The sequence below is a fragment of the Collinsella sp. SGI.033 genome, assembly GCF_050315135.1.
Lineage (GTDB): Bacteria > Actinomycetota > Coriobacteriia > Coriobacteriales > Coriobacteriaceae > Collinsella.
This window is the reverse complement of sequence record NZ_JBNPOK010000002.1, coordinates 107322-132887: the sequence shown is the minus strand read 5'-3', so window position 1 is coordinate 132887 and position 25566 is coordinate 107322. Positions and strand designations below refer to the sequence as shown.

Here is a 25566-nt window from a genome sequence, read left to right as displayed (position 1 = left end):
TCGCTTCCTATCCCCTAAAAACGTCGGTGAACATGGCGAGTGCCTCGAGTACGCCGCCGCCGACCGACGTCGCCTTGTCCGAAATATAGTTGATATAGCTGGCATCGCCGCGCGGATCGACATCGGCACATTTAAAGCCCTCGGTCACCAGAACGCCGTCGGCCAAAAGGCCGCGCAAGCAGCCGTCAATCTGCGTGACCATGGGAGTGTCGCCCGCATACCCGATCACATCGCCGGCACTCACGATGTCGCCAATCACATGGTCGGACCTAAACACGCCGGCGGCGGGGCTGTGGATAACGCGCTCCCTGCCATAGCCGGCGATGACACCCGGCACGCCCGTATTGGGCTGGGGCGAGCCCTGGGTGATGACGCGGCCGAGGAAATGCCCGCGCATGGTCTCGACCACGGCATCGCAATCGACCGGCGCGGTAAAGCCCGGTCCTACGGCGATGACGACAGGCGCCATATCGCGCGTGGTGCCCAAGTTGCGCTTGGCCAGGATCGCGTCGACCACAGCAGCGGGCTTAAGTTTGCCGAGCATCTTGGCCTGGGGATCCACCACGACGGCAACATCTCCGGCCTGGGTAATTGCAAGCGCCTCTGCCGGCGTCTGCGCCAAGCGGGCGCGAATGCCCTCGACCTGAACCTCGCCCAGGCGAATGGCCTCGCAAAAACTGATTGTGCGGCGGATGCACGTGGGAACCGCGATATCGGCCATGACAACCGACACGCCGGCGCGCACCAAACGGGCGGCGACGCCCGTGGCGATATCGCCGGCGCCGCGAACATAAACGAGCATTTCCGGGGCACCTCCCTGTGCTACGGTTTGAGCAGAGCAAAAGCGGTTCGACCGCTACTCTAATGATTATTTATTATCACAGTATTATACGGCGGTGAACAGATGGAAACGGTTAGCGGCAATCTTGCCTCCGCGCTCAGGATCGAGCCGGGCATTACCGCGATTATCGGCAGCGGTGGCAAGTCGACCTTGCTAAAGGCGCTCGGCCTTGAGCTTATGCGCGCGGGCGGCCGCGTGCTCCTCTGCACCACCACGCATATGTTTCCCGTCGCCGGCGTGCCATGGGACGGGACGGGTCGTCGCCTGGACGCCGCACCTTGGAAGCCGGGCGCCGCACATGTCCCCGGTTGCACCTGCGAGGCCTGCGCGGGCATGCACCGCGGAAGTATTTGCCAGGCAGGCGTCTTGGACCCCGAGACGGGCAAGCTCTCCGCCCCCGCCGAGCCGCTCGGCGAGCTGGCACAGCGCTTTAACTACGTCTTGGCCGAGGCGGACGGCAGCAAGCGGCTCCCTCTCAAGGCCCACGCCGCCTGGGAGCCGGTGATTCCCTCTGGCACGGCCAACATCGTCTGGATCGTTGGCGCCTCGGGGCTCGGCAAGCCCATCAACGAAGCCGTCCACCGCCCCGAGCTCTTTTGCGAGCGTTGCGGCTGCGAGCCCACCGACATCGCCACGCCCGAGCACGTCGCCCAGGTGCTCAATGCCGAGATGCAGGCGCTGAGGCTCGACGCCGCGCACGTCATACTCAACCAAGTCGCCGCGCTCAGCGACCCCACGATGGCCGACCGCTTCGAGGCTGCCCTCGGCCGCCCCGTCGTCGCTACCAGCCTCCAGGGGTAGCTAATTTGGGACGGGGCTCTTTTAGCTACCCCATGTTGAGAGAAAAATCATCAGGTAGGCAGGGTAGCTAAAAGAGCCCCGTCCCAAATTAGCTACCCTGGCGGCACACCCTGCTAGCGAGGCGCGTAGCAGGACGCAACGTGTTCTGAGACGCGGCGCTGGCCCTTGGCGGTGTCGACATCCCACAGCTCGTAGCCACGTGCCTCGACCAACTGGATATCGGCACGGCCGCGCAGCAGCGACGATCCGCCGTCCTTGCCCTTAAGCCCCATAAGGTTAGGAAAGAAGCTCGCGGGGAACAGCACCGGAGAGGCCGGCTCGCCGTTCAGGGCAAGACGCACGGGCGCGACACCGCCGTTGGCCTTAAAAGCACCGGCGAGTGCCTCAAAGGAATCCGAACTCACGAGCGGCTGGTCGCCCGGCAAAAAGAGGCAGCCCCTCCAATCGCGATCGGCTCCCCAAGTAAGGCCGGCGCGCACGCTCTCGCTCCTGAGCGCGCCATCGTGCCGTACGCACGCGCAGCGCAGCTCACGGCAGATCTCGGCAACCTGGGGCCAGCGCGTCGTAACAACAACGTCAAATCCCCTGGGCACCGATTCAATCGTCCGCTGAATCAGCGGCTTTCCACAGATGTCGGCAAGCATCTTGTTAGAGCCAAACCGCTTGCCCTCGCCCGAAGCCATAATGACGCATCCAAGTTTCATGGCGATACCTCCCCAGAAGCCATCGTACCCATAACGCGCGCCGCGGGGCACCTACATCGAAAGCGCTTATCCCGCACGCCCACGATGCAAAAAGGGGGCACCCCGCCGGTTGGCAGAGCGCCCCCTTTACATGGCTTACCTCAACCCGGCTTTAGGCCTGAAACCAACGGACGGCGTTGCGCTTATAACGCTGCGACGCTTTCGTTATTTGCGAACAAGTGGGGTTTATGGCAAAGTGAGCCCAAACTAATTATTAGGAAGGCACCCATGACCCCCGCACAGATTGAGTTTTATAAGCGCCTTGCACACGGCCTGGCGCTCCAGTTTGGCCCTAACTGCGAAGTCGTCGTCCACGATCTGGAGACCGAGGACGTGGACCACTCCATCGTAGTGATCGAAAACGGCCATGTAAGCGGGCGCAAACTGGGTGACGGTCCCAACCATATTGTGTTTGAGTCCATGCACGAGGACACCACCGACGTGCACGACCGCGAGCCATACCTCACCAAAACCGCCGATGGCAAGCTGCTTAAGTCCTCGACCATCTTTATCCGCAACGACGAGGGCAAGCCCGTCGGCATTTTGGGCATTAACTTTGACATTACGCTCATGAAGGCTTTTGAGCGCTCGCTCGATGCCTTTACCGGCACCGGCGGCACGGGCTACACCGAGCCCGAGCCCATTACCAAAACCATCGGCGACCTGCTCGAAGATCTGCTGCGCGAGTGCGAGCAATACGTGGGCAAGCCCGCAGCCCTTATGACCAAAGATGAGCGCATTCGCGCCATTGGCTACCTCGACCGTCGCGGCGCCTTCCTCATTTCCAAGTCGAGCGGGCGTGCCTGCGAGTTCTTTGGCATCTCTAAGTACAGCTTCTATAGCTACCTCAACGAGGCAAAGGCTGCCGCCAGCGACAAGTAGGCAACTCGGCCGGATCGCCCTCCCCTTTTGGGCGTGAGTTCTGGAATGCACGAATCCAAGACTCGGCCGCAAGGCAAGTTCCATATAATCGAAGGACGAGACAGTTCGAAAGGATGGAACAAGATGGGGTCGAGCAACGCATCGCGCAACGACCGCGGAGGCTTCGCTTCTGCAGCCAGGCATGCGAAACGCGCGTTTGACGAGGGCGAAGACGATCTGTTTGCGTTGAGCCTCGACGACGTGATGAGCGATCGCCCCTGGACCGCCGACGAGCACATGAGCGGCAAAACCCATTCGGCAGGCGATCCTTCCGAGACGGCATCGTTTATCGCCGCGGCGCAGCATCTTGCGCCCGAACCGCCCGTTGCAGATCTCGACGACTTTGCGACCCGTCAGCTTGCCTTCGATTCCTGGGCTGATGCCGATCTGGACGAAACATCTGCCGGCGCGCCGACGCTCGGCGAGCCGGTAAATCCACTTGTCGCCGCGTCCGCTTCCGAATACGAGCCGGACGACCATGCGCAAGCTATACCCACATCCTCATACACCGATAGCCACACTGATAACGACGATTATTATGGCGACTACTACGCCGCGGAAGAGGCACCGCGCTTTTTGGATTTCAATCCAGTAGCAAAGATTATCTTTATAGCGATTGTCGTGGTGCTACTTGGGGTCATTGCGTTCGAGGGATTCCAGCTGTTCCGCAGCCCCGTCGATTCCGAATCGGCAACGCAGCAAAAAGAGGACGACAACGACTACTTGGATATCAACAACCTCAAGGGCGACCCCAACGACGGGGACGAGTAGCGGGGGCTGAGGGCGGCTGAAGCGTCCATATGTAGCACCAGCTTCTACGTGCTGTTTTGTTATCCAGTTACACTTTTCCAGATGTTGAGACCGTCAGATTCGACACTTTTCCGTACTTTTGAGGTGCCGATTTCGACACTTTTCCGTACTTTCTTACGGCCGATTTCGACACTTATCCGAATACAGGTCGAATATTCACCGCGTAATCAAGCGCCGTCTGCACATCATTTCGCAGGCGGCGCTTGATTATTGTCCGCGCGTGCTGATAGACTCCATCGTGCCCGAAAGGAGCGGGCGTGTTTTATCCAGAGTCGGGGTAGAGAGTTGGCTCCACGATCCCGACGCCAACCGGCCAAGAGGCACGGTGGCCCTGCCAACATCGATGAAAGGAGTCCGTATGGACAATTTCTCCGTGCGCAGTGAGCGCAACTTCCACAACCTGGCAGCCAAGCCAAAACGAATGCATCTTCTGGACGCACCGAGCGGCTATGCCTCGGCCATGGTCAAGAACAGCCTCTCCCACCAGATGCGTTTTACGGTACAGAAGCTCGAGGAAGAGCTCTGCGCCGCCGGCGACCCTCACGTATTACAGATCAAGCTGCTCGGAGATGACTCGCGTGAGCCGTCGAGTTGGAAGCTCTTCGCCGACGGCGTGTGCGTTGCGGACGGATCTGGCGCCTTTGCCCGCGAGTGCTTCTACGAGGAAGCCGAGGTATTCCTGGACCTGTGCCGCGACGCCGTGCGCGCGGCCGGGCTGCACCAGTGGAGCCAGAGGGAGTACGAGCTGCTGAGTGCCGCGCGCGGGATCGCGATGGTGTAGGCAACATTGGCCACCATGCCGCGCCGGTCTCGTCGAAAGCCCATGCGGCATGACGACAAGTCGATTAACTGACACCTACCTCATATAACCGACCGTTCGCGTAATCGATTTTGTTGCTCAATAAATTGGCAGGTAGCGTCCGTACAATTAATTATTAGTCAGTCATCTGTCTTGGCAGTGTTGAAAGGAACCGCTCATGGGCTTCACACTCGCATCGCGTAAAGTTACGAGTATCTCGGAATGCGTTCGTAAGGAAATGATTACCTACGTGGAGTACGACGGGCCATCTCCAAAACGAGCAATTACCTATCCTCAATACCTCGTAGACGAAGACAAGATAACGCGAATCGATACCACTACCTTCCCCGAAATCGGCGGCCTCCCGGTAACACTCGAAGGCAAAACCAAAGAAGAATACGAAGGTATTTTTGGCCGACTCGTCGTTATGAAAACCAACGTTGATGTCGACCAGTTCATGGATAACAACTACTATCCCCATCTGGAACATCATCGCTACAACTCAATTGCCAATTACAACTGGAAGCCGGGACGCAGCAACATCGACTTTGTCGAGTTCAGAAAAAGCCAAATCTCATCACGCCTTGTTCAGATTATTTCCGCAGACGACGGGCTGATCGATTTCAGCCAACCGCTCGTCAGCACCATTCATCCGTCTGTTTCGCAGGCAATGCCGCTCACCAAGTACATCATGCTGCGCCAGGAAATAGACGACCAGCCTTACCTCTACGGGCCATTCGAGATTGAGCAAAAAGCACCCGGCGTCTATTCCATCAAGGCCGTTCAGTCTTTTGACGAGTACATTTTTGCCGAGAAAGCGTCGTGCTTTACCTTTAAGCTCACCGTAAACGATGGAGAGGGCAATCCCTATGCACGCCTTCTCGACATCGACGAAATCAAAACTCGATTTACATCCAGCAATCGCAAGTATGACTGGATGCCCAATGAAACGGTTTTGAGCGCCATCGCTCGAGTTTCACGCACCACGGAAGTCGGCCTTTCGAAAAACGAAGCCCGTAATCTTAAGACGGCAATCGAGGCCTGCACCGACCTGGAAACGAAGATCGTCACGACCCCAGAGCGACGCAAGCGCATGCTCACCGCGCTGAGCAAGTACGAAGAGTGGTCGACTCTTTCCGACAACCGCAAGCGCGAAATTATCGATACCGTCTCTAGCGAGCAGCTCGCACAGTACGTTCTAGATGACGAGCACTTTGCAGAGTTCTATGACAAGGTCAAAGAGAACGAGCAAATCCGCCAAGAGGTCGCGCGCCGTCAGGCTGACCTGGAAAAACAAATCCAAAGAGCCCAAGAAGAAACTGCTCAAGCAGAGCAGCGAGCTCGTGACGCCAGGGCGGCCGCCGATGAGGCGGAAGCCAGCCGCGACGAGGTCAAAAAACGAATCGTAGCCGAGACGGAAGCGGAACTCACCGGACGCAAAGCGGAGCTCGATAAGACGCTCGAGGACCTCAGGAGCGCGAAAGCAGATCTCGAAAACCTAGAAGAAGGCAAGGTCCTTGCCAAGCGAGCCATTAAAAATGTCGTCGAGTCGTTTAAGGATGAGATGACCGCGAGCGAAAAGCTCCTCGAGTCGACCGTCGTTCGCGAGATTCTGGGAGCGGTCAATCCCGTACCGTCGGGAACCGCCCCCTTGGCAAACCCGCAACAAGCAAATGAAGTAGCCCCCACTTTGACCATGCCCGCCATGCTGTCCGACGATAAGCTTTCAGCTTCGGACCTTTTAGACCGTATGAGCGATACCGTCATCAATCGAGCTGGACGCGACTTTACCCGCAACGATATCGCCAACCTTATGATCTGCCTTACACAAGGCTATATCACTACCTTTGCCGGCATGCCGGGCACGGGCAAGACGAGCCTCGCGGGAATACTCGCCGGAGCCTTGGGGCTTACCCAGCCCCAAGCAAACCGCTTCTGCGAGGTCTCAGTCGAGCGCGGATGGACCAGCTACAAGGACTTCATCGGCTTCTACAATCCCTTTATGGAGCGCGTGGAGCCTGCAAACGCTGCCGCCTACCAGGCCTTTGAGCAACTCGATGCCGAGCAACAGCTCAAAGACCTCACCCCCACCCCCTACATCATGCTCCTAGACGAAGCAAACCTTAGCTCGCTCGAGCACTACTGGTCACCGTTCCTCCTAGCGTGCGACAAGTTTAGGAACCGTCCCACGGTGCTCTCCCTTGGCGGCGGGCACGCCTTTACGACCCCTTCCTGGCTGCGCTTTATCGCGACGGTCAACTTTGACCACACAACCGAAGAGCTCTCTCCCCGCTTCCTCGACCGAAGCTGGGTCATTATGCTCGACGCGCCGGACACTCCCCTGGATATCGATGACATTCAGAGCGAGGAGCACGACTTTTCCGACGAGCCCGCCGTCCCCCTCTCGACGATCGAATCCGCATTTGGAGTCCGCGAAACGCAGATGCCCGCTGGCCTTGCGGCGAAATTCCAGGAAGTGCTCACATGCTGCGCTACATCCAATCATCCCGTAAGCCCGCGCTCCCAGCTCATGATGCGCAATTACATCGTTACCGCGAGCAACCTTATGGATACCTCCTCGGCATCGACCACCTATGATCCGGTCGATTTTGCCGTCGCCCAAAAGGTCCTGCCTCAAATCTGCGGAACAGAGGATCGCGTGAGAAGCCTGCTCGATGGCCTGGGAGCCATAACCGGCCTTCCCAAGACAAAGCAGCGTATCGAGCACATTCTCGAGGTTGGTGGAGACAGTGGCTTCTACCAGTTCTTCGCTTAAAGCCTGCTCGATCCGGCTTATCCTGCGCGACCCCCGTAACCCTTCCGCTCCCCTGTCGTTTGAGATGCACGAGGGTCGCAGGACACCTGGCTTGGGTGAAATAGACTACAGCGCGGCGATCGTCGACCGCGCCCAGTATGAGCTGTCACTGTTTACCGACTGCAACCTGGGCGCAGTCAAGATAATGCTGCGTATTAACGAGGACGAGCACCAGTGGCGCTGCATCATGCCGGAGCAGGCTGGCAGCAGCTATATTTATAGACTGGTCCCCACCAATGAGAATAACAATTGGAGACCGTTCTCGGATACCTACGGATTTGCCACCGTCGAAGCCCGCATTCATTCGTGCCAACGCCTGTTTGAGCCGTTCGCTGTAAAGACAAAAGAAATCCCTTGTTCCAGCACCATAAGCAACCAACGTCAGTATGTCGTGAAATTGTTGGATGAACTTGCCGGACAGGAGCTTGCCACGCCTATCGGGTGGATGCTATCGGCAGGAAACACGCAGGACAGCGACTCTCTTGGCGATGCGGAGGGTTCTGAGGCGAATAGCCTTCAATCGTTCGTTTTGCTCACCGAGACGATCCTTGCTGGTATTGAAGCAGAGCTTCCCAACTTTAAAACACGACCATGCACCAAAACCGATCGCTCGGAGCAGCTCGTCGCTTCCGAAAAGCTGCGACAAATCGGTCGAAACGAAATCGAATGGCTTTACAAAAACCCCGACAGGCTGTTCCCGGTGCGCCAGAACACCGCCATCCGCATGCAGGGACGCAACTGGTATAGCCGCAAAATTCAAACGAAGCAGACCGTCCGCTCGTGCGACACGTACGAGAACAGGGCCGTCGTTTCTTTTATCTCGCATGTTTCCCGCACGCTCGCGCAGGTAATTGCGGGCATCAATCAAAAGCTGGATGCCCTTCAAGAAGCGAAAAACAGGCTGTCTGGGATACAGGGCACCGAGGGGCACCTTATACCTGTCATGATTATCGATGCGCAGATCGAACGCGACCAACCCTTGCTGTCAAAGCTCCAAGCGCAACGCACTCGTGCTCAGCGCTTTTATAGGCTTCTTTCCGAAGCCATGCCCGTCGCCGTTTCCAATACGTTCAGGATGCCCCGCAAAACCAAGATTTTCCAGGAAATACCCCATTACGCACGTCTTTTTCAACTCATGCGCATGTGGGACGCTTTTGGTGAATTTGACTTTGCGCGCGAAGGCCTCATTTTGAGCATGCATCGTGTCTCGCGCCTTTACGAGCTGTACTCGCTCGCCTCGCTGCTACGCTGGTTTGACTGTCAGGGATACACGCCGGACAGTTCGTACGAAACTCCCTTTGAGCGGGTTGAGCGAACTCAGGAATATGGAATGCCCGATAACGAAAGAGAGGTGGCAAACGTCTACCGGCTGCAGCGCGGAAGCGAGCAAGTCACGCTGTGGTATCAGCCCGTGCTTTACGGAGGCGACCAAGAATTCGCCGGCCTTGGCGCTCATCGCCTGCTGCCAAATGACCAATTTGACCAGCAGCCAAACGACTCGTATTGGACGCCCGATTTTGCGCTGAGCATTAAAGACACGGGTCGAGATTCCCTGTTTTTGCTCGACTCCAAGTTTACGTCTATCGAGAATGCAAAAGAGCAGCGCTTTGACCCCTGCCTTACCAAATACCGTCTTCGGACCATCCGCTCCAACGGCATGCCCATCGATAGCGTGTGGCTCCTCTGCGGCCAAGCGCCCGAGCCAACGTGCGTCCCAACGGGAGCGATGTCTTGGGCTCGCCAGCAGGGAATTCCCCCTATCGGAGGGCTGGCAGCGCTCTCCCCCTTTGGTAACTCTATTGACCAGATGATGCAGTGCCTGGGAATTGCGAAGGGCGCTACGATCGAGAATGTCATGCAGGCTGCCGAGAAGGTTGTTGAGGTAAGTCCTGAGCCGCAATGGGAACCGTTTGCTGCAACTACGGCGATGCCGGAGAATCCGGCGGTGCCTGTTCAGGTCGAAATTGAACAAGTGGTGGAGCCTGATCCTGCAGAGCCTGCGCGCGAACCGGAACCGGAACCCGAGGAGTCCATCGAGGTCTCGGCGGTCGTTGAAGCCGAGCCTGTGGTAGAGGCAACCGATGCGGTCAAGGCGCCCGCGGAGGAAGCTGGCGTAGCCAATCCCGCTGAGCCCGACAAACCTGCTAAGCCCAAAAAGGAGAAGAAGCGCAAACCGAAGAGCAAGGCTAAGCCAAAGCGCCCCGCTGGGCCGGCAATAGACACTGCCGAAGTTCGACGGATGCTGCTCCAGATTATCGACGGGACGCCTGACAGACATGCGCTTTACGACCAGCGGTGCTCATTCGACACCTTGGGTATTAGCCATCCGCTGCTTCGCGACAAAATACCGGCGGGCCGCGAAGGCAAGTTCTACGATGTAGAGCCCATCACCGTTGACGGAAAGGACGCTTTTATCTTTAAGGCCTGGACGCCGATGAATGTGAATCAGATCAAACGCGCCTGCGCCCGATTGGCTAAGGAGCAGGCTGGGGATTGACGACTTGTTTGAAGGCCTAATGGCAGGGAGAGGATGCGTACCATTCGTGACTACAATCTACAACGTTCCATTAGCCAACAGCGAGCAGTGTATGTAATTACCGCAGTACTACCCAACAAATTGCCCTTCGCGTAAAACTTATGAGTACGGTCAAGCAAGCGAACGGCACACAAACTATTCGCTTGCTTGTTTTTCCTCAAGCATCTCGCAAAGCTCGCTTACGCTCATCAACCATTTTTGTTGTTCGGCAGTATATGAAACAAAAACGGGACGAGGCACAACTAGTTGCAGATTGTGTTCGCGCATCGAATCCGTGTACTCCGTGCTAACCGCAGCATCGAGCGTAATTAGGTGCTTATGATCAATTCGATTTGCCTCTTCGAGAACCTGACGCCAACGCTCTTTTATTGTCGTCTTTGCCCCAAGCATCGTCAGCCGCTCTACCGGAAAACAGGCATCTCTGTACGCCTCAATGGACGGCATAATGAAATCCGGCTTCGATTTACCCTCAGTGTAGGGCTGAGCGGTATAACGAATGCCCCTTCCTTTAAACAGAAACTCGAGCTGGTGTTCAAACGCCGCACCTGCTCGCGACTTCCTTCGCTGAAATGTTGACATCGTTATTCGAAGTACCGCGTCAACATCCAGCACTCCCCTCATATAGGGAGTGAGGTCATTTTCAAGTAAGTACCTTTCGAATACCTTGAATAGAATCTCTTCTCGTTCATAGCAATCGAGTAAGCACTGGTCAGGAAATTCCCTCCAGTCAAGATCGCCAAGCGTCGAGGCAGAATACCTTGTGAAGTCGATTCCTTTGGGAAACGAGTCGCCGAACTTTTCGATCATATCGTCCAGATATGACTCGGCAGAAGCAGGTAAGGCAACCTCAACACCAATTGCCTCGAGAATAGATGCCGCAATCGATCCGATTCTAATGTCATCGGTCGTTGACCGCGAGAATCTGCCACTAGAGACATCCTCTAAACCAAACAGCCACCTCAGTTGACTTTCGGCATTTGATCCTCGGCTCGCGAACACAACCAAAAGACCGTGCTCATCAGAAATCGCCATGATCATTAGGTCGTCGATATGGGCGGCCTTAATTGCGTCATTGTCATTGTAGTAAAGCCTGTATTCAGTCCTAGTAGGATGCTTCCTGCGAGCGTCATACCAAGTTGTGAAGCCATGGTCAAACAGTGGGTTAGCATCGTCGCACAGATAAGCAAAGGTCGTCGGTATGCCCCTGATATCATTATCGCCAAAGAGCGATCGAAGCTCAGCGGTACCATTGAATTCGTGCTGATTGCTTACTTTCCCGTCGATATCAACCGCGACCAGCCTCTTTGCGACTGCGCCATCAAAGTAGCTACTCAGTACACCGTAATCCATCGAAATAAGCCTCCATCATTACCTTGGCAACCGCCCGCACTGCTGGAACAGTAACGGAGTTTCCGAATTGATGATATGCCTGCGTGTCAGACACCGGAATGATGAATTGATCGGGAAAGCCCTGGAGCCTTGCGCATTCACGCGGAGTGAGCTTGCGGGGATTGACTCCCTCGCCACGAGAAATAAGAATTTCGCTACCGTCCTTATGATATCGCGCTGAAAGGGTACGTGTGGTGTCGTCGGGGCCCACTGTGCTATAGCCAAATCCATTGCCAGCCGCCTGATGCTTTTTCTTATAAGCACGCAAATAGTCCCATAACTTATCCGACAAAATGTATCGATTATCCGGGCTGTCTTCAAGGATCTCCTTAACAGTATGACCACCAGACCCCATATCAAGCTGATTCCAGTCAAATGGAGTCTTTTTCTTGAAGCCGACAATATAGATGCGCTCACGGTGTTGGCAAGTCCAATTTTTACTGTCGAGCACTTTGTAATGGACGTCATAACCCAGTTCATCTTCAAGCGTCTGCATAATAATCTTGAAGGTTTTGCCATGGTCATGGCTCGTTAAATTCTTAACGTTCTCAAGCAGGAAAGCCTCCGGCTTCTTATCGCGCAGGATCCGAGCAACTTCAAAGAATAAAGTACCCTGAGTTTTGTCTTCGAATCCCGTCGCCCTGCCCATAGATTTCTTTTTTGACACACCTGCAAGCGAAAAGGGCTGACACGGAAAGCCTGCTAGCAGCACATTAAAACTCGGAATGTCTTCCGAGCGGACCTCGTGAATATCTCCCGCAGGGGTGTCCCCGTAATTCATTCGATAGGTCTTCTGCGCGAACTTATCCCACTCGCAAGAGAAAACGCACCTGCCGCCCAATTCTTGAAAAGGCATGCGTATGCCACCGATGCCCGCAAAGAGGTCAATATAAGTAAAGGGGGCGTCCTTGCGATCGCCTTGTGCAAATGGAGCCTTATGGCCAAAAGAGCGAATAAAAGCCAGCTCAGCTGCAGAAGGACAAGATTCTCCCGTCTCCCACCGGCGCACAGTTCTATCACCATTTGGCCCCATCCCAAGGGCAGCGGCGAACTCTTTTTGAGTTAACGCAAGCTCTTTACGCTTTGCAGTTATCTCCCCTTTTACGTCTAACATGCTATCCAATCGGAATAAACTGCGGACGAATTGTCCGCTAATTGACACAGCGAATCACAAGCTTAAGGCGTATCACAACGCATGGCAATAGTGACAGCATGACAGTAAATTAAATGCGCATGCGGACATATTTAGCCGAATAGTCTTTATGACCTTCAATTAACTAGTGGGCCAGCTTTCGCTAGCCCACTAGTTAAACAGGCGTTTGAGCAGTCTGTTTCCTGTTCCAACTTCCTCAAAGGGCATTGTAAAGATCAGCACTAAATAAACCAGTCGTCGGCATGTCGAACGTACCTACGATTAGAGCCCTATCGAGAAACCTGTTGCCGTTTTCGCAGGCGGTTTCCGGAACAAGTGCACAGTTATAACAAGCTGCCAGATTACAGGAGTCAAGCCCTTGGCCCCGCGATTCAATACAGACAGGATCATCTGAACACCAAGTAGCTTTCTGCATGGAATTGTTTAGAATCTCTTCGAACCTACCCGGCTCCCCGGATCTGACCAAGCCGCCCAGGGAACCATCTCCCGACGCGGACGCAGTGTAGATTAGAACGCCGTGCATGTCCTCGAACTCCTCGGCGCCATCCTCTAGGTACGCTTGGCAATACACTCTTTCACGAAGAGATGCGGCGGAATAACCGCAGACTTCGCTGATACCCAACAAAACTATGTGAGAAAAAGTGTGAATGGCGACGAACAGGGGATTGATCTCCCTAGGCTTAGCATTACGACTTTTTATCGCGTTATTAAGGTTTTCCTGCATTACCTCGATTCTGGCAGCAACCTCGGGCCGCGCACACCACTCTTCCAAAACGCTCTGGTCGAATTCGACAAACACTCCCTCACCAACGGTTTGGTTTGCAAGCGTCCAGTCAAGTCGTTTTCTCGAAAGCTCTCTTCGCCTTTCCTCCATACTCTTCAGATCGTTGTATTCAGGGTTCAATCTGGTGAACCCAACGAGAGCCCGGGTTACGGTCAAAGTGTCTATCAGGGATACACCCGCTATGTAGTTACGGATTAGCGGCGACTCGTATTCATTGGGGTTAACGGCACGACCGACAAATTCCCCACTCTTCCTAATTTTAGGATCTCGCAGCGTCAGATACTCGTCATGAAGATACTCAATCTCGGATTGTCCAGAGTCCCCTTCAGTTTTCTTTCGTTGATAAGCCAGACGCAAGTCTTCCGGGTCGACTCCGCCCATGCTTGCAATTAACGATAACGCTGCGTCCAAATCACCTTTTCGATCGAACTCGAGCATCGTAGTAAACTGCTCATCGGCAACTTTCTTCACCCGCTCATCCAATGCATCGGGGATGAGCACCGAGCTGACCACATCGGGATAACATACGTTCGTTGCGCCCATAATAACGACGCGCAGGTCTTTCCCGTCGCAAGAACATTGTTGTTTGGAAATACGATTAAGCCATGGCTGCCTGCCGCTGCAGTGATAACCAATCTTGTTCAGTCCTTCTGGTCTATTAGCTCCGTGGAGCGATTTACGAGCTCCGCAAGTGCACTGATAGACGATATCGCCCATGGTCGTACTTCCGCCCATGGTCCTTCTGCTTACAACATGTTCTCTTGATTTCGGATCAATGTCTGTTCCGTTATGCACCCACTGCATAACGGGAAAATTATCGATATGGCCATGTGGACACACGACGACAAAACGCTCTGGAATGAGCTTAATATCGCGCTTAAATTTTTTTGAACAAGCCTCGCATCGAATCTGTGTACTTACATTGGTCGACTCTTTGTATTGCATTTGACCGCATCGTGGGCAATACAACCAGTTGGGAAAACGAAGCGCTGGGACGAAACCGCCGTGGTGCCCGTCATCAACTGGAGGCGCATACAACCTATTTACTCCAACGTATCTTTTCAGCCTTGAATCTGCAATTGTCTCCAGGTTCCCCTTGTTTACCTGTTGCTCATAAGCATCAAGGCCGGCAATCATTACCGTAGTATTGGCATCGCACGGGTAAATTGCGCCAACGCTATACGGCCCGAACATCTGGCCCATGCGAAGCGAATAACTTTTTCCTCTTCCCTGTTTGCGAGTATTTCCAGCATTGAACCTAGGCATTACATTCCGCCTCCCTCTCGTTATATTCGCCATATGAGCCTACAATCCGCAGCTTGCATTGAGCGTCAACGCTTCTCATCGAAGTCGGAACATCAAACGTTCCCCCGCTCCATGCATCGCTCGTCTTGCTTCCCGAAGGATGCATAAGCGGAGTCGGCGGATCAAGATTATCCGGCTTAAGTTCGAACCATCGGTCATAGTCACTCTCTTGCCAAATGGCGCGAATGGCTTCTATATCCTGTTTGGCACCAGCAAGCTCATGAGGGTCAACCTTTTCGATTCGAGATAGTATCGTTTCCGCCGCAAGTGAAAAAGCCCTTTCCTCGGGGCTTCGGAACGCCTCGGAATCTTCTTCATCCACCGACCGATAAATACCGATCAAGGTTCCGAACAGAGCACGATCGCGGACCTGTCTACAAAATGAGGTGACGCTAGATGGCTCAACGTTTTGATAAAACCCATTGTGATACATTGCAAAATTCTCGTAATGCGAACGATCGCGTGGCTTCGTAGCACTATAAACAACAAACACAATGCCCTTGGCCTTACCGCGGCCAACACGACTACTTGCCTGAATGTATTCTGCCGTTGTCTTGGGCTGGCCCTCGACAACCATCAGCCCAAGACGCCCGACATCCAAGCCTACAGAAATCATATTAGTCGCAAAACAAAGGTCAACAGCCTTACTCGAAGGATATGAAATAGTGAGGCTGTCTAAGCCCTTTCTCACCTCGTCGGCATCCTTACGTCCCGTCAGCTCTTTCGCCACGTTGATATACCGCACGGATTTATCGCCAACTCGCTCCGCACGCATCTTGTGTTCGTGAAGTCGTTCCGGAATATCACCGCCCATCCAAGTGACGGCTTGTCCAAGTTCTCTCGTTGTTCCATAGTAGCCAACGATGGTCCAATAAGGATCTTTTTGTTCATCAGTAACATCATTCCATGTTGCAGGCTCCCAAAGAAGGTCTGCATAGAGGCGTATATTTGCTGAAGCAGCATTCAATGTCGGGATAAACAAACCAGCATATCGGCGACCTCGAGCTTCCTTGTCTTCATAGGAAAAGAAAGAGTCGTCGTAGTCTATTCCTGAAGGCGGAAACTGAAATACCTTGTCTTCCCCACAGGCATATAACTGATTGCACTGCTCTTTAGCCCTGCCAACCGTCGCTGTCGAAGCAACGACTTTTGGCAAAATCTTGGAAGAGTCGTCCGTACGCTCGCAAAGCGCAGAAACAAGGGTTTCGTAATGGCCCGCCATCGACCCTAACGGCCCAGATATTAAATGTAACTCATCCTGGATGATCAGTTTGGGAGGACGACCCCTTCTGCCGTTGTGAATTCCGAACAAAGCAAAGGCTTCGTGACGGTAGGGCAGCATTGCGAACTTATCAATTGTTCCGACAAGAAGTGATGGCGGGTTTTGATAAATCTCCTCATCGACGACATCCAAAGGCAGTCCGTCGCCTTTCGAATAACCGCATTCAGGATTCGAGCAGACAAACAATAGCTTTTTTGTCCGCCTTTGACGCACATAAGATGCCCTGCGGTCGTCTTCAAAACTACTCCCACACCAAGGGCACTTGCGCACTGGAAATGGATTAAGGCCTTCGTTTCTATCAACATAAGCCTGCCTCTTTTTCTCAGCTTCGTCACGCTTATTCGGACTTGCATCACCACCAACCCATAATCCAATTCTGAACTCGCGACCACCGAGTAGCTCGGGCTCCTTGCGCCTCATCGCTTCAAGAGAGCAGATAAGGGAAGAGGCGCGATCGAATTGTTGTGAAGTCAGAAGACGTAAGGTATACCGCATAAACACGGTGACGCCTTCACTCTCATTATGCGACAGACGCTCCCAAATTAGCACGAATGCTGTAAGCCCCAGATACGCCTCCGTTTTACCGCCACCAGTTGGGAACCAGATCAAGTCGACGACTTTCCTGTCTTCGCATGTCTCATCCACCATCGATCTGATATTCATCAAAATAAAGGCCAGCTGAAAGGGCCTCCAACTACGCGTGTATCCAAGGGGCTCATCAAGGCTGCCACGCTCTCCCGAGACAACGCTATAATGCAAGAACTGTTCATACATGGCCTCGTTGGCCATTATGAACGCCTTTTTTGCTATGTCATCCGTTTCCAACGTGCCGAGGCCCTCTTCAATACGATTAAGGCAGATTTCACACTGAGCCAAGTTATCCCACGCTGCCGCTCGATAGCATTCCGATAGCCCTTCAGCCTTGCCCCTCACTTCTGCAATCCACTGACCATATTTCTTGCATAAAAGCTGAATCGACTTGACAGTGTCATCCCAATGGTCAGGATTGCCAAAATCTTCAATCGATAGGGTCACGTTTTCCATAGACGGGTGAATTGGCTTCATTGAGCGCGTTTCGGCAGTTGGAATAATCTGAGTTTCAGCCCATAATACAGGCCGATTATCATCCCAACGAGTTGCACACCCATGCCCTATCGCATAGTTTCGAATATTGCGATAGATAAGTCGTTTTGTCGCTTCTTCCGCTGATGCAACATCATTTGCCTGATTCCATACCGGCGGAATAAGGCCGCTGCTAGAGCTAATTCTTAAATAAGTTTGGTAATAACACTTGAGATCATCGTCGGACCGATTGCCCGTTGCGTTGTCCGTATTACATACAGCCACCGTGAGCACTACGCCGCCGGAAATAGCACGACGGTAAACGAGCCATAGCTCGAGATGCTCTTTCCCCAACCTGTAAACGCGCTTGACATCATCATGACGTCCGCTTGGAATTGCAAGGTCTCCCGATTTGAAAACAAAGTGCACGGGAACGCGTTTAAAATGGCTCTTGTCGTCGGCTTTGATTCGGACATATTTTGCGCAACGGATATCGGCCGACAGGACGTCTCCCGGCCGAACTGCCACGGTCATGCTAATGGCAGACTGTGCACGTGCGTTAGATAGCGCGACCGGCTCTTCATAGTCCTCGTCGGGTAAAGCCTCGCCCACATCTGAGGCGTCCGCTATATCTGGCAAGCCACCGTCGCGAGCAGGGCCCTCATTGCGTTCATCCAGAGCCGTGTCCGGTTCTCTGCCGGCGCTCTCCCCTTGGGCGACATCAACGTGAGCGCCCCTTGGGTGCAAGACTCCAGCATGATACCGACCCGCCGGAGAATCACGCTCGTCAAGTATTTCTTCAGAGTCTGGGTCCATCGGCCCAACAAACTCCTCATGCACAGACTTATACAGACGGTTCCTGAGCTCTTCATCAATAGTGTCATCGAATTTTGTATTCATCTAAAAGCACTCCCTACAAAACGTCAACGCGACTAATCGCCACGTCCTTTTGATCGCCAACGCAAGCCACTCTGAGCAGCTCGATATCGCCTGCCTCATGTCGCTCGTCGAAACCGGCAACCGCGCTATCCAGGCCATATTTAGCTAAATCGCGAATAAACGCTGCAACCATATCTTTCGCCGCAATTCTGCCGACCGCGCGGTGCTTGTTCCTGATGGCAGAGACAGCATGCTCGATAGAATTTAATTCTTCGTCGGTTATCGAAAAACCAAGCGCAACAAATATCGCCCGCACGTCCTCTTTCGCTTGCGGTGCAATATTCCTCCCTCTCACCCAAGCTCGGACCGCGCTTTTCGTTCGCGTTTCCGACACCTCTGAGTAAATCCTGTCTATTATTTCGGCATCTGTGTATCCAGCCATACGTGCGTCCTTAATTGGTTCACGCCATTTATGCGCCACAGCCAGCACGTTGTCGTAGTTTTCTGTGGACCTTTCAGATTCCCTTTTTATATACGACTTATCCGAATGAGTTCGCAAAACCACGTCCCCCGGAAGAAGAGCCGAAGCGGATTTCTGATCGGGCTCTGCACTTTTTCCAGCAAGACAATTGCTGATAACAAGAAGACGGCCACCCTTCCTACCCGAAGTTTTGGCTCTAAGCCAAACGTGAGTTCCATCATGAAACAACACCGGCGTTGCGAGAACTGATTCTTCTCCGTCTTTTGCAATGTCTTTGCTTATTCTCTTTTCCTCTAATTTACTAACGAAAGACGATGGCTGTTCTCCGCAAATAACTTCAGTTTCAACCGGTACACCTGCCCGTCTTGACGGCAAGACTCTATTTATTCTCTTAAGCGGCGAAACGTCCAATGCATCCAATGTCTTATCCGATATTTTGAGACAACGGTTCGTCATTTCATTCCATTGCAAGCGGGCATTTGTCCGCCAACCAACTTCTAGTCCACCGTTTCCATCTTCATATCCATAGAGAACGAGATAGACATTGTTCGCCAAACCGGCATGAAGGGCCTTGACCATAGTCCCCTTGTCATACCATCCGCTAAAAATAACTCGATCCTGGCTGCCGAGATATTTTCCTCGCAGATAGTCTCTTACCGCAATCACTTTAAATTGCTTCGCGCTATATCCGTTTAGCTCAAGTTCCTTTGCCCAATAAGCATAGACTTCGTCAACCCGATTTCTGTCAACAACAAGAATGGTAGACAAGTCATCCTCAATGCCGTCGACAATTAAATCGTATATGACCTGTTCTTTTGGCATTCGATGTCCCGCTCTAAATACAGCAGTTAAAATGCCGCATGCCTCAACGAGCAGATTGTAATCAGGGAGCATCAAAACTCTCGAGTCTTCGATCAATTCACGCGCGGAGTTGATAATGTCACACTGCAAATCGCTGTATTTTTTGTCAGGCGCTTCCGTCATTCGAATTGCAGACCCCAAAACAACATAGATGTCTTGGATTGCCCCGAGGACATCGTCGTCATCCACATCAATGCTGCCCAATGTGTTATATACGATCTCGGCCGCACGCGTTAAGCCCGCCCGTTCATCGGGCACCGGATACACAATTTCATGAGGCTTATCAAGAACCCTGCGCTGGATATCGGACAGAACTGGGTCATCTGACAACAGCGCGGCATTGCAGTCATCCCAGTCAAATAGCAGAAAGCCCTGATCGCCAAGCTGACGCAAACGATCCATAGTCCAACGATCACAGAAGCCTATAGCCTCAATTCCACAATCTTTTAAATCTAAGATGTCGCTTAGAAGTGTTGTGTTCATCAAATCGGGAGTAGAAATGTTCAGGGACACAAATTCAACGGGAAGCGATTCATCCATAGAGATGTCGATTATTTGAGAAATGCTACCTACTCCGTCTACCCGCGGACCAATATAAATGGATGGAGTGCATGCAAAAGGCCATTTAAAGCCACAGTGCTCCTCGCCGTTTTGGTCAACGTAAACCACTGGCATTGCTTCATTCAGGTCGTATTCCCGGCCCCCTATACGCACTTTGCCTTTACAGATGGCAGTCGGTGCATCATTCGCGTATTGGGATGGAGAGGTAACGTAACCAACTGGTTGAACGGTTCTGCCACATTGATTCAAAATGTCTCTGAGTGTTGGGGCAAGCGACTGATAGAGCTCTTCTTCTCTACGCCATGAATTGCGCTTGCGTTTTTTCGTGCTTCGCGTCAACGAGAGTTCCGCGGCAGCGGAAGCGTTGTGGGCAAGCGGAAACTCCCTCACCTCTCTGCTGAGGCCAAGCGATTCATCTTGAGAAGAAAATCTGACTGTTTTTTCGTCAATCGAGGTAATCTTGACGACACAGTTTCCGATCGCGACCTTATCGCCAACCTGAACCTTATGAAGTCCTTGGCGAGGCTCACCAGTCATCAAGTTCTCCAGCGCCGCCAAGAGCACAATAGCGATGGCTTCTCTTTCAAAATCAGGGCAGCTGACAATAAGGCCCGGGCATCCCTTTGTTCGAGCCCTGCGCAGCAAAGACAAGTTCGCCCGCGTGATCGACGTAATTTCAACCTCACCCATATTTGGGAAAGAGAAATGGATATCATTTCCTACGCAAGAATGAGAGTTAAATAGATCAGCGAATGACGCCCTTTGACTACTGTTCACAATACCCTCGTTATCTTGGCCATTCTGTTGTTTGGCCACCCGAAATGAAGCCAGCAACCCCATAACCTTGTCTTGAATTATATTCGGTTTCGTGATTTTTATTGCCAAACTCGGCATATTAACGATGAGCGGTATCTATTCTCTCGCCGCAGGTACAGCGCAAATTGTTGAACAACAATTCGGGTTTAAGACTCAAACACAGTCCGATATATTGCACCTAGACACATAGAGTATGAGACGCTCAAAATGCGGTCGCCTCTCATTCGAATAGCTTAGTTGCAAACGAGCTTTCCGATCTAGCACTTCAACATTTCGAAGACCGCTGATGAAGAATGGAGCAGAAGGAACAGCTTCTTGCATGTCTGCTTTCTTACCGGCTTGTACATCATCCCGTGCATCAGAAAATTTCGGTTGAGTTCGCCTTCGATATCGCGATTGAAGTTGTTTGCATTGTGGAAAAAGTAATCATAGGCAGTTAGGCAATTATTAAGCCAAATCAGAGACATTGCATCACTTTCAAGGCAATCAACACCCCGCTTCGCTTTTTCTAAAGCGGCCTTGCCATTTCGCCTCCTTTCCCCCTTGGGTATCTCAAGTATATTGCACCAGCAGCTCGTACGGCTCATTTTGATCTGACCTTGCTCCACGCCGAATTTGATGCAGAGTTAGGTCTCCACAATCTACCTACCTCCCCTCCGCCTTCAGCTTCAGCAGCAGGTCGCCCAGCTCGGGGCACTTGCTAGAAAGGCACGTCTCGGCTCGCTCGCCCATCCCCCACCGCTGGCGGATCTCCTGGGCGCGCGGACTCACGTGATAGTCCCCCTCCATCATCTGCTTGAGCAGCTTGGCGGTCACGCGCGCATCGGCTAGGGCGCTGTGGGCGTGGCCCGTCGACTCGTCGAACTCGATGCCAAACCACGTTGCCGCGTCGCCCAGCGAGACGCACCCGTGGCTGCCCACATCCATAATCGAGGTGTAAAACGCCTGCAGGTCGGCCCAGTCCGTTGGAAATGCGGAAAGGTCGATGTGCTTTACCTGGCACTCGGTCAAAAGCTGTCGACGGTCCGTCCCGCTCCAGCAAACCACCTGGGCGGAGTAGCGACCGATCCAATCGTTGAGCCTTTTGATCACCACATAGAGCGGATCGGCCATCGCGGTGTCCACGGCCGATATCCCCGTAAGCTCGCGGACGGGAAACGCAACGCCTTCGGTAAATTCCGTCTGCACAAACTGCGAAAACTCGCCCATAACGTTGCCGTGGTAATCGAGCTTAACGGCGCCGACCTCGATAATCTCATTGCGCAGCCCACGGCGCTGGCGCTGCTTTGGCACCGGCGCAAACTCAAAGTCCAGCACGATCTGGCGCGCAAAGTTCGTCGTATCGATAGCCGAGATACCCGGCGTCTTTTCAGCTGACACGGTTATGGCCTCTCTCCGTTGCCTGCCGCCTGCTACATAGGCGGCTACATTGCCGTAAGGATAGGCGCCCGTGCGGACATGAAAGCGGGGCGCAATGCCATGCGCCAAGCACACGCCATGCAGGCGGCCCCAAGGGAGTCGCCCGCTCTATTCAGATGCATGAAAAAGATTGAGGCCCGGTGACTTGAATCAGAGGTCATCCCGGGCCCATCAGAGCTCGTAGAGCTCTTGGTTGCTTTGGTCTCGCTCCTCACCGCGCTTATCGGACTTTCCGAGGCACTTAAGCAGCGTACGAAGCAAAAGAAGAGGGGTCGACACCGTTAAGGCATTGACCCCTTGAACTAAGTAACGGCGCTGCCCAGCTATCACCCTTGGGCTGCCGTCAACTTTATTCTATCCGCGGGCGCTTGGTTTAACAAATGGATTTTCGGCAACGAGGCCTCGGCGCCCGCTCCTGCGTTCGCTCAACTCGTCGCTCTACTCCAGCCACCACTCAACATCCACGGAGCACTCAACCGCAAATGCTAAAGACCACGCGATCGGGCAAAGCCCCATCACCAACAACACAGGACGGACCCTCAGCTTCCTTTACGTTATAGCTAGCTATATTATACTTTCCGATAATATAGCTAGCTATAACGTAATTCGACAAGCGGCGCACGCAAAAGGGGCGGTACACCACCGCACACGGACCGTTCCGGAAGCTCCTGACCGCTCTGGTCTCGCTCCTCACAGCGCTCATCGGACTTTCCGAGGCACTCAAGCAGCTTCCGAAGCATAAAAAGAGGGGTCGACGCCGTTAAGGCATCGACCCCTTAATCTAAACAACGACACTGCCCAGCTCTTCACCACTTGGGCTGCCGTCAGCCTTATTTTACCCACGGGACAAACCCTTTGAAGTGCGGCTTGGCGCCGCATGACGTCGGCGGACGAGGCGATGCGTCCGCCGGCGAATAGCACCAAATTGGTTACTTCTTGCTCTCGGGCAAGACCAGATCCACGGCAGCGTCCTTGGCAGCATCGATGTGCTGAGCCACGACCGGCGTCTGCGGAAGGATCAGGTTGAGCGCGATGGCCATGATGGCGGTGGGGGTTACGGCATTGGAGCCGATGACGGTGGAAACCCAGGTGGGCATGCCCTCGCCGGCAAGGCAACCGTTGGCCATCCAGATACCCAGGCCAAAGACGACGGAGGTACCGACAATGGTGGTGGTGCGCTGCGTGAGGCCCTCGCGGGTGAACATGCGCACGCCGTTCATGGTGATGGTGCCAAAGACGCCGACGGTCGCGCCGCCGATGACAGGCTGCGGGATGGCGGAGAGCACGGCAGAGAGCTGCGGGAACAGGCCGGCGATGGCAAAGACGGACGCGATGATCACAAAGACCCACTTGTTGACGACCTTATTGGAGCAGATGATGCCCACGTTCTGGCCAAGGGCGCTGGTGGGAAGACCGCCCAGCAGGCCGCCGCCGATGCGGCGGAAGGGAGCGAAGGCCTGAAGGGCCGTGTCGATTGCCGAAAGAATGAGCGCCACCTGAATGATGTCGGTGCTCTTTCTCATTCTCAATAATAATTTTTTGTTATCAGACTATTTTTCAGCTGAGACAACGCATTTCCGCAGGTCAGGAAAGTGTCTGGTCAAAATAACATCTAACTTTTCTTTTGGTCGACCGCTTACCGCCAAAATCCTACCGTTCGTCTGTATTACGCAATGTACCTGCGAATATACGAGTCAATAGACACCGTGTTACCATGAGAAAAAATTGTTATGAAACTTCCGATTTCATCCAAAGGAGTTGCCCGTGAACGAGACTGTACGTCGCTTTTTGCCGATGGTCGATTTCCTGGAGCAGATACTCGGCAAAAACAGCGAAATCGTGCTGCACGATTTCTCGGATCCCGACCACGCCATCGTCGATATCCGCAACGGCATCGTGAGCGGCCGCAAGGTCGGCGGTCCCGCCACCGATCTGGCACTCAAGATCATGCACGATCCCAAGTATCGCGACCTGCCGTTTATTACGGGCTACGAGGGGCGCGGTGCCGGTGGCAAGACATTGGAATCCGCAACGTACTTTATTCGCGAGGATAACGAGATCGTCGGCATGCTCTGCGTCAACACCGATCTTTCCACGGTACGCTCCATCAACGCCATGGCTCAGCAGCTCATGGCCTGCTTCGACGCTGTGCCAAGGCAGGCGGAGCCCGCGTCTATCGAGGTCGAAATTCTTTCGGAGTCTACACAGGAGCTCATCGACCACAGCATTTCCGAATTGCTCGAAAGCCGCGGCCAGGATGTCGCCTCGCTTGGGCAGGCCGATCGCGTGGACGTTATTCGCCACCTTAACGGCAACGGCGTATTTATGCTCAAGGGCGCTGTTGCCTGCGCTGCCACCGCACTGGGCATCTCGGAGCCCAGCGTCTACCGCTACCTGCAAAAAGTTCGCAAGGAGGGCTAACGAGCAAAATGGAGCTCGGGCAGTCTTTTTGGGACGGGGCTATTTTAGCTACCCTCCCTCTGCCCACGATTTCGATGAGCCGCAAGTAAAATCAATCCTGCATATAGGGGTAGCTAAAATGGCCCCGTCCCAAAAAGACTGCCCTTGGTGGCTCCGCAAGCGATCCGTCACGTGATAAAAGAACCCTGCAGCTCACACGCGCTGCAGGGTCTTTTTGCATGTCATGTTTAGTTGTTGCCAACGCCTTAGAGAGCGGCGACGACCTCGATCTCGACCAGACCGCCAGCCGGAAGAGCGGCAACCTGGAAAGCGCTGCGCGCGGGGAACGGGGCCTCAAACTTGGAGGCATAAATCTCGTTCACGGCGGCAAAGTCGGCGATGTCAGCCAGGTAGACCGTGGTCTTGACGACATCGGCAAACGTAGCGCCGGCAGCGGTCAGCAGGGCTTCGACGTTGGCGAGGGACTGCTTGGCCTGGGCCTCGATGCCCTCGGGCAGCTTGCCGGTCGCGGGATCGATGCCCAGCTGGCCGGACAGGAACACCATGTTGCCGGTCTGGATACCGGGGGAATACGGGCCGATGGCTGCGGGCGCGTTATCGGAAGACACGAGGGTCTTGCTCATGTTTTTCTCCTTACGATCAAATAGAGAGCGTAAGCGCGACGTTCGCACCGGGAGGCACAGTTCGGTCTGAACACCGCGCTTGATTGGGATAGTAGGGGATGATTTTGCCCGATGCAAGATAATTATCAGATTGCGATAATATTTTATCGCCCAGCGGTTTCCCCGAACCGCTGAACGGTTCTCCACGGGGTCAGCCAGCCCAGGCTACTGAAGACTTTGTCCTGCTTAGGCTGCGGGCATCGCCCATCGCGACGGCGCCACTAT

Annotated in this window: 17 protein-coding genes and 1 riboswitch; of the genes, 7 read left to right on the top strand and 10 right to left on the bottom strand. The window is 53.9% G+C overall.

From position 1 onward, the window contains the following. Positions 1–7: 7 nt before the first annotated feature. Positions 8–802: a selenium-dependent molybdenum cofactor biosynthesis protein YqeB gene (gene yqeB / locus ACQRC0_RS01460; RefSeq protein ID WP_427727163.1), complete on the bottom strand. Its 795-nt coding sequence runs from the start codon at positions 800–802 to the stop codon at positions 8–10. 102 nt (positions 803–904) lie between these two features. Between yqeB and yqeC the strand changes: the two genes are divergently transcribed. Beyond that, positions 905–1642 (top strand): selenium cofactor biosynthesis protein YqeC, encoded by a 738-nt coding sequence (gene yqeC, locus ACQRC0_RS01455; protein WP_427727161.1) that lies wholly within the window; start codon positions 905–907, stop codon positions 1640–1642. Positions 1643–1755: 113 nt separating this feature from the next. Here the strand turns inward: yqeC and ACQRC0_RS01450 are convergent, their stop codons facing one another. After that, positions 1756–2346, bottom strand: a complete 591-nt coding sequence (locus ACQRC0_RS01450) for a nucleotidyltransferase family protein (protein WP_427727159.1) — start codon at positions 2344–2346, stop codon at positions 1756–1758. Between the two features lie 267 nt (positions 2347–2613). Between ACQRC0_RS01450 and ACQRC0_RS01445 the strand changes: the two genes are divergently transcribed. The 5 genes from ACQRC0_RS01445 to ACQRC0_RS01425 all read left to right on the top strand — a co-directional run bounded on the left by ACQRC0_RS01445 (position 2614) and on the right by ACQRC0_RS01425 (position 10227). Continuing rightward, positions 2614–3267: a helix-turn-helix transcriptional regulator gene (locus tag ACQRC0_RS01445; RefSeq protein ID WP_427727157.1), complete on the top strand. Its 654-nt coding sequence runs from the start codon at positions 2614–2616 to the stop codon at positions 3265–3267. A 45-nt stretch (positions 3268–3312) separates the two neighbouring features. Then, complete coding sequence (locus ACQRC0_RS01440; RefSeq protein WP_427727155.1) at positions 3313–4077, top strand: hypothetical protein; 765 nt, start codon at positions 3313–3315, stop codon at positions 4075–4077. 298 nt (positions 4078–4375) lie between these two features. Next, positions 4376–4466, top strand: a riboswitch (SAM riboswitch). 8 nt (positions 4467–4474) lie between these two features. Beyond that, positions 4475–4897, top strand: a complete 423-nt coding sequence (locus tag ACQRC0_RS01435) for a hypothetical protein (RefSeq protein ID WP_427727153.1) — start codon at positions 4475–4477, stop codon at positions 4895–4897. A gap of 196 nt (positions 4898–5093) precedes the next feature. Further along, complete coding sequence (locus tag ACQRC0_RS01430; protein WP_427727151.1) at positions 5094–7691, top strand: hypothetical protein; 2598 nt, start codon at positions 5094–5096, stop codon at positions 7689–7691. Further along, entirely contained in the window at positions 7666–10227 is a 2562-nt protein-coding gene (locus ACQRC0_RS01425; RefSeq protein WP_427727149.1) for a DUF2357 domain-containing protein, read from the top strand. Before ACQRC0_RS01430 ends, ACQRC0_RS01425 begins: the two co-directional genes overlap by 26 nt. A gap of 174 nt (positions 10228–10401) precedes the next feature. Here the strand turns inward: ACQRC0_RS01425 and ACQRC0_RS01420 are convergent, their stop codons facing one another. From ACQRC0_RS01420 to ACQRC0_RS01390, 7 genes are all read right to left on the bottom strand, one after another. Next, a complete protein-coding gene (locus ACQRC0_RS01420; RefSeq protein WP_427727147.1) occupies positions 10402–11616 on the bottom strand; it encodes a type II restriction endonuclease in 1215 nt (404 codons plus the stop codon). After that, a complete protein-coding gene (dcm, locus tag ACQRC0_RS01415) occupies positions 11594–12769 on the bottom strand; it encodes a DNA (cytosine-5-)-methyltransferase (protein ID WP_427727144.1) in 1176 nt (391 codons plus the stop codon). Before dcm ends, ACQRC0_RS01420 begins: the two co-directional genes overlap by 23 nt. 235 nt (positions 12770–13004) lie before the next feature. Further along, positions 13005–14858: a DrmB family protein gene (gene drmB / locus ACQRC0_RS01410; RefSeq protein ID WP_427727142.1), complete on the bottom strand. Its 1854-nt coding sequence runs from the start codon at positions 14856–14858 to the stop codon at positions 13005–13007. Beyond that, entirely contained in the window at positions 14851–18141 is a 3291-nt protein-coding gene (locus tag ACQRC0_RS01405) for a helicase-related protein (protein ID WP_427727140.1), read from the bottom strand. Before ACQRC0_RS01405 ends, drmB begins: the two co-directional genes overlap by 8 nt. A 13-nt stretch (positions 18142–18154) precedes the next feature. Next, positions 18155–20908 carry a hypothetical protein gene (locus ACQRC0_RS01400; RefSeq protein WP_427727138.1) on the bottom strand — a complete coding sequence of 918 codons (2754 nt, stop codon included), beginning with the start codon at positions 20906–20908 and terminating at the stop codon, positions 18155–18157. Between the two features lie 576 nt (positions 20909–21484). Next, complete coding sequence (locus ACQRC0_RS01395; RefSeq protein WP_427727136.1) at positions 21485–22219, bottom strand: exonuclease domain-containing protein; 735 nt, start codon at positions 22217–22219, stop codon at positions 21485–21487. 968 nt (positions 22220–23187) lie between these two features. After that, positions 23188–23781 carry a solute carrier family 23 protein gene (locus ACQRC0_RS01390; protein ID WP_427727134.1) on the bottom strand — a complete coding sequence of 198 codons (594 nt, stop codon included), beginning with the start codon at positions 23779–23781 and terminating at the stop codon, positions 23188–23190. A 241-nt stretch (positions 23782–24022) separates the two neighbouring features. Between ACQRC0_RS01390 and ACQRC0_RS01385 the strand changes: the two genes are divergently transcribed. Continuing rightward, the gene (locus ACQRC0_RS01385) at positions 24023–24679 is read left to right on the top strand and encodes a helix-turn-helix transcriptional regulator (RefSeq protein WP_427727132.1); all 657 of its coding nucleotides are present in this window, start codon (positions 24023–24025) and stop codon (positions 24677–24679) included. A gap of 245 nt (positions 24680–24924) precedes the next feature. Here the strand turns inward: ACQRC0_RS01385 and ACQRC0_RS01380 are convergent, their stop codons facing one another. Beyond that, positions 24925–25302 carry a RidA family protein gene (locus ACQRC0_RS01380; protein WP_427727130.1) on the bottom strand — a complete coding sequence of 126 codons (378 nt, stop codon included), beginning with the start codon at positions 25300–25302 and terminating at the stop codon, positions 24925–24927. Between the last annotated feature and the right edge of the window lie 264 nt (positions 25303–25566).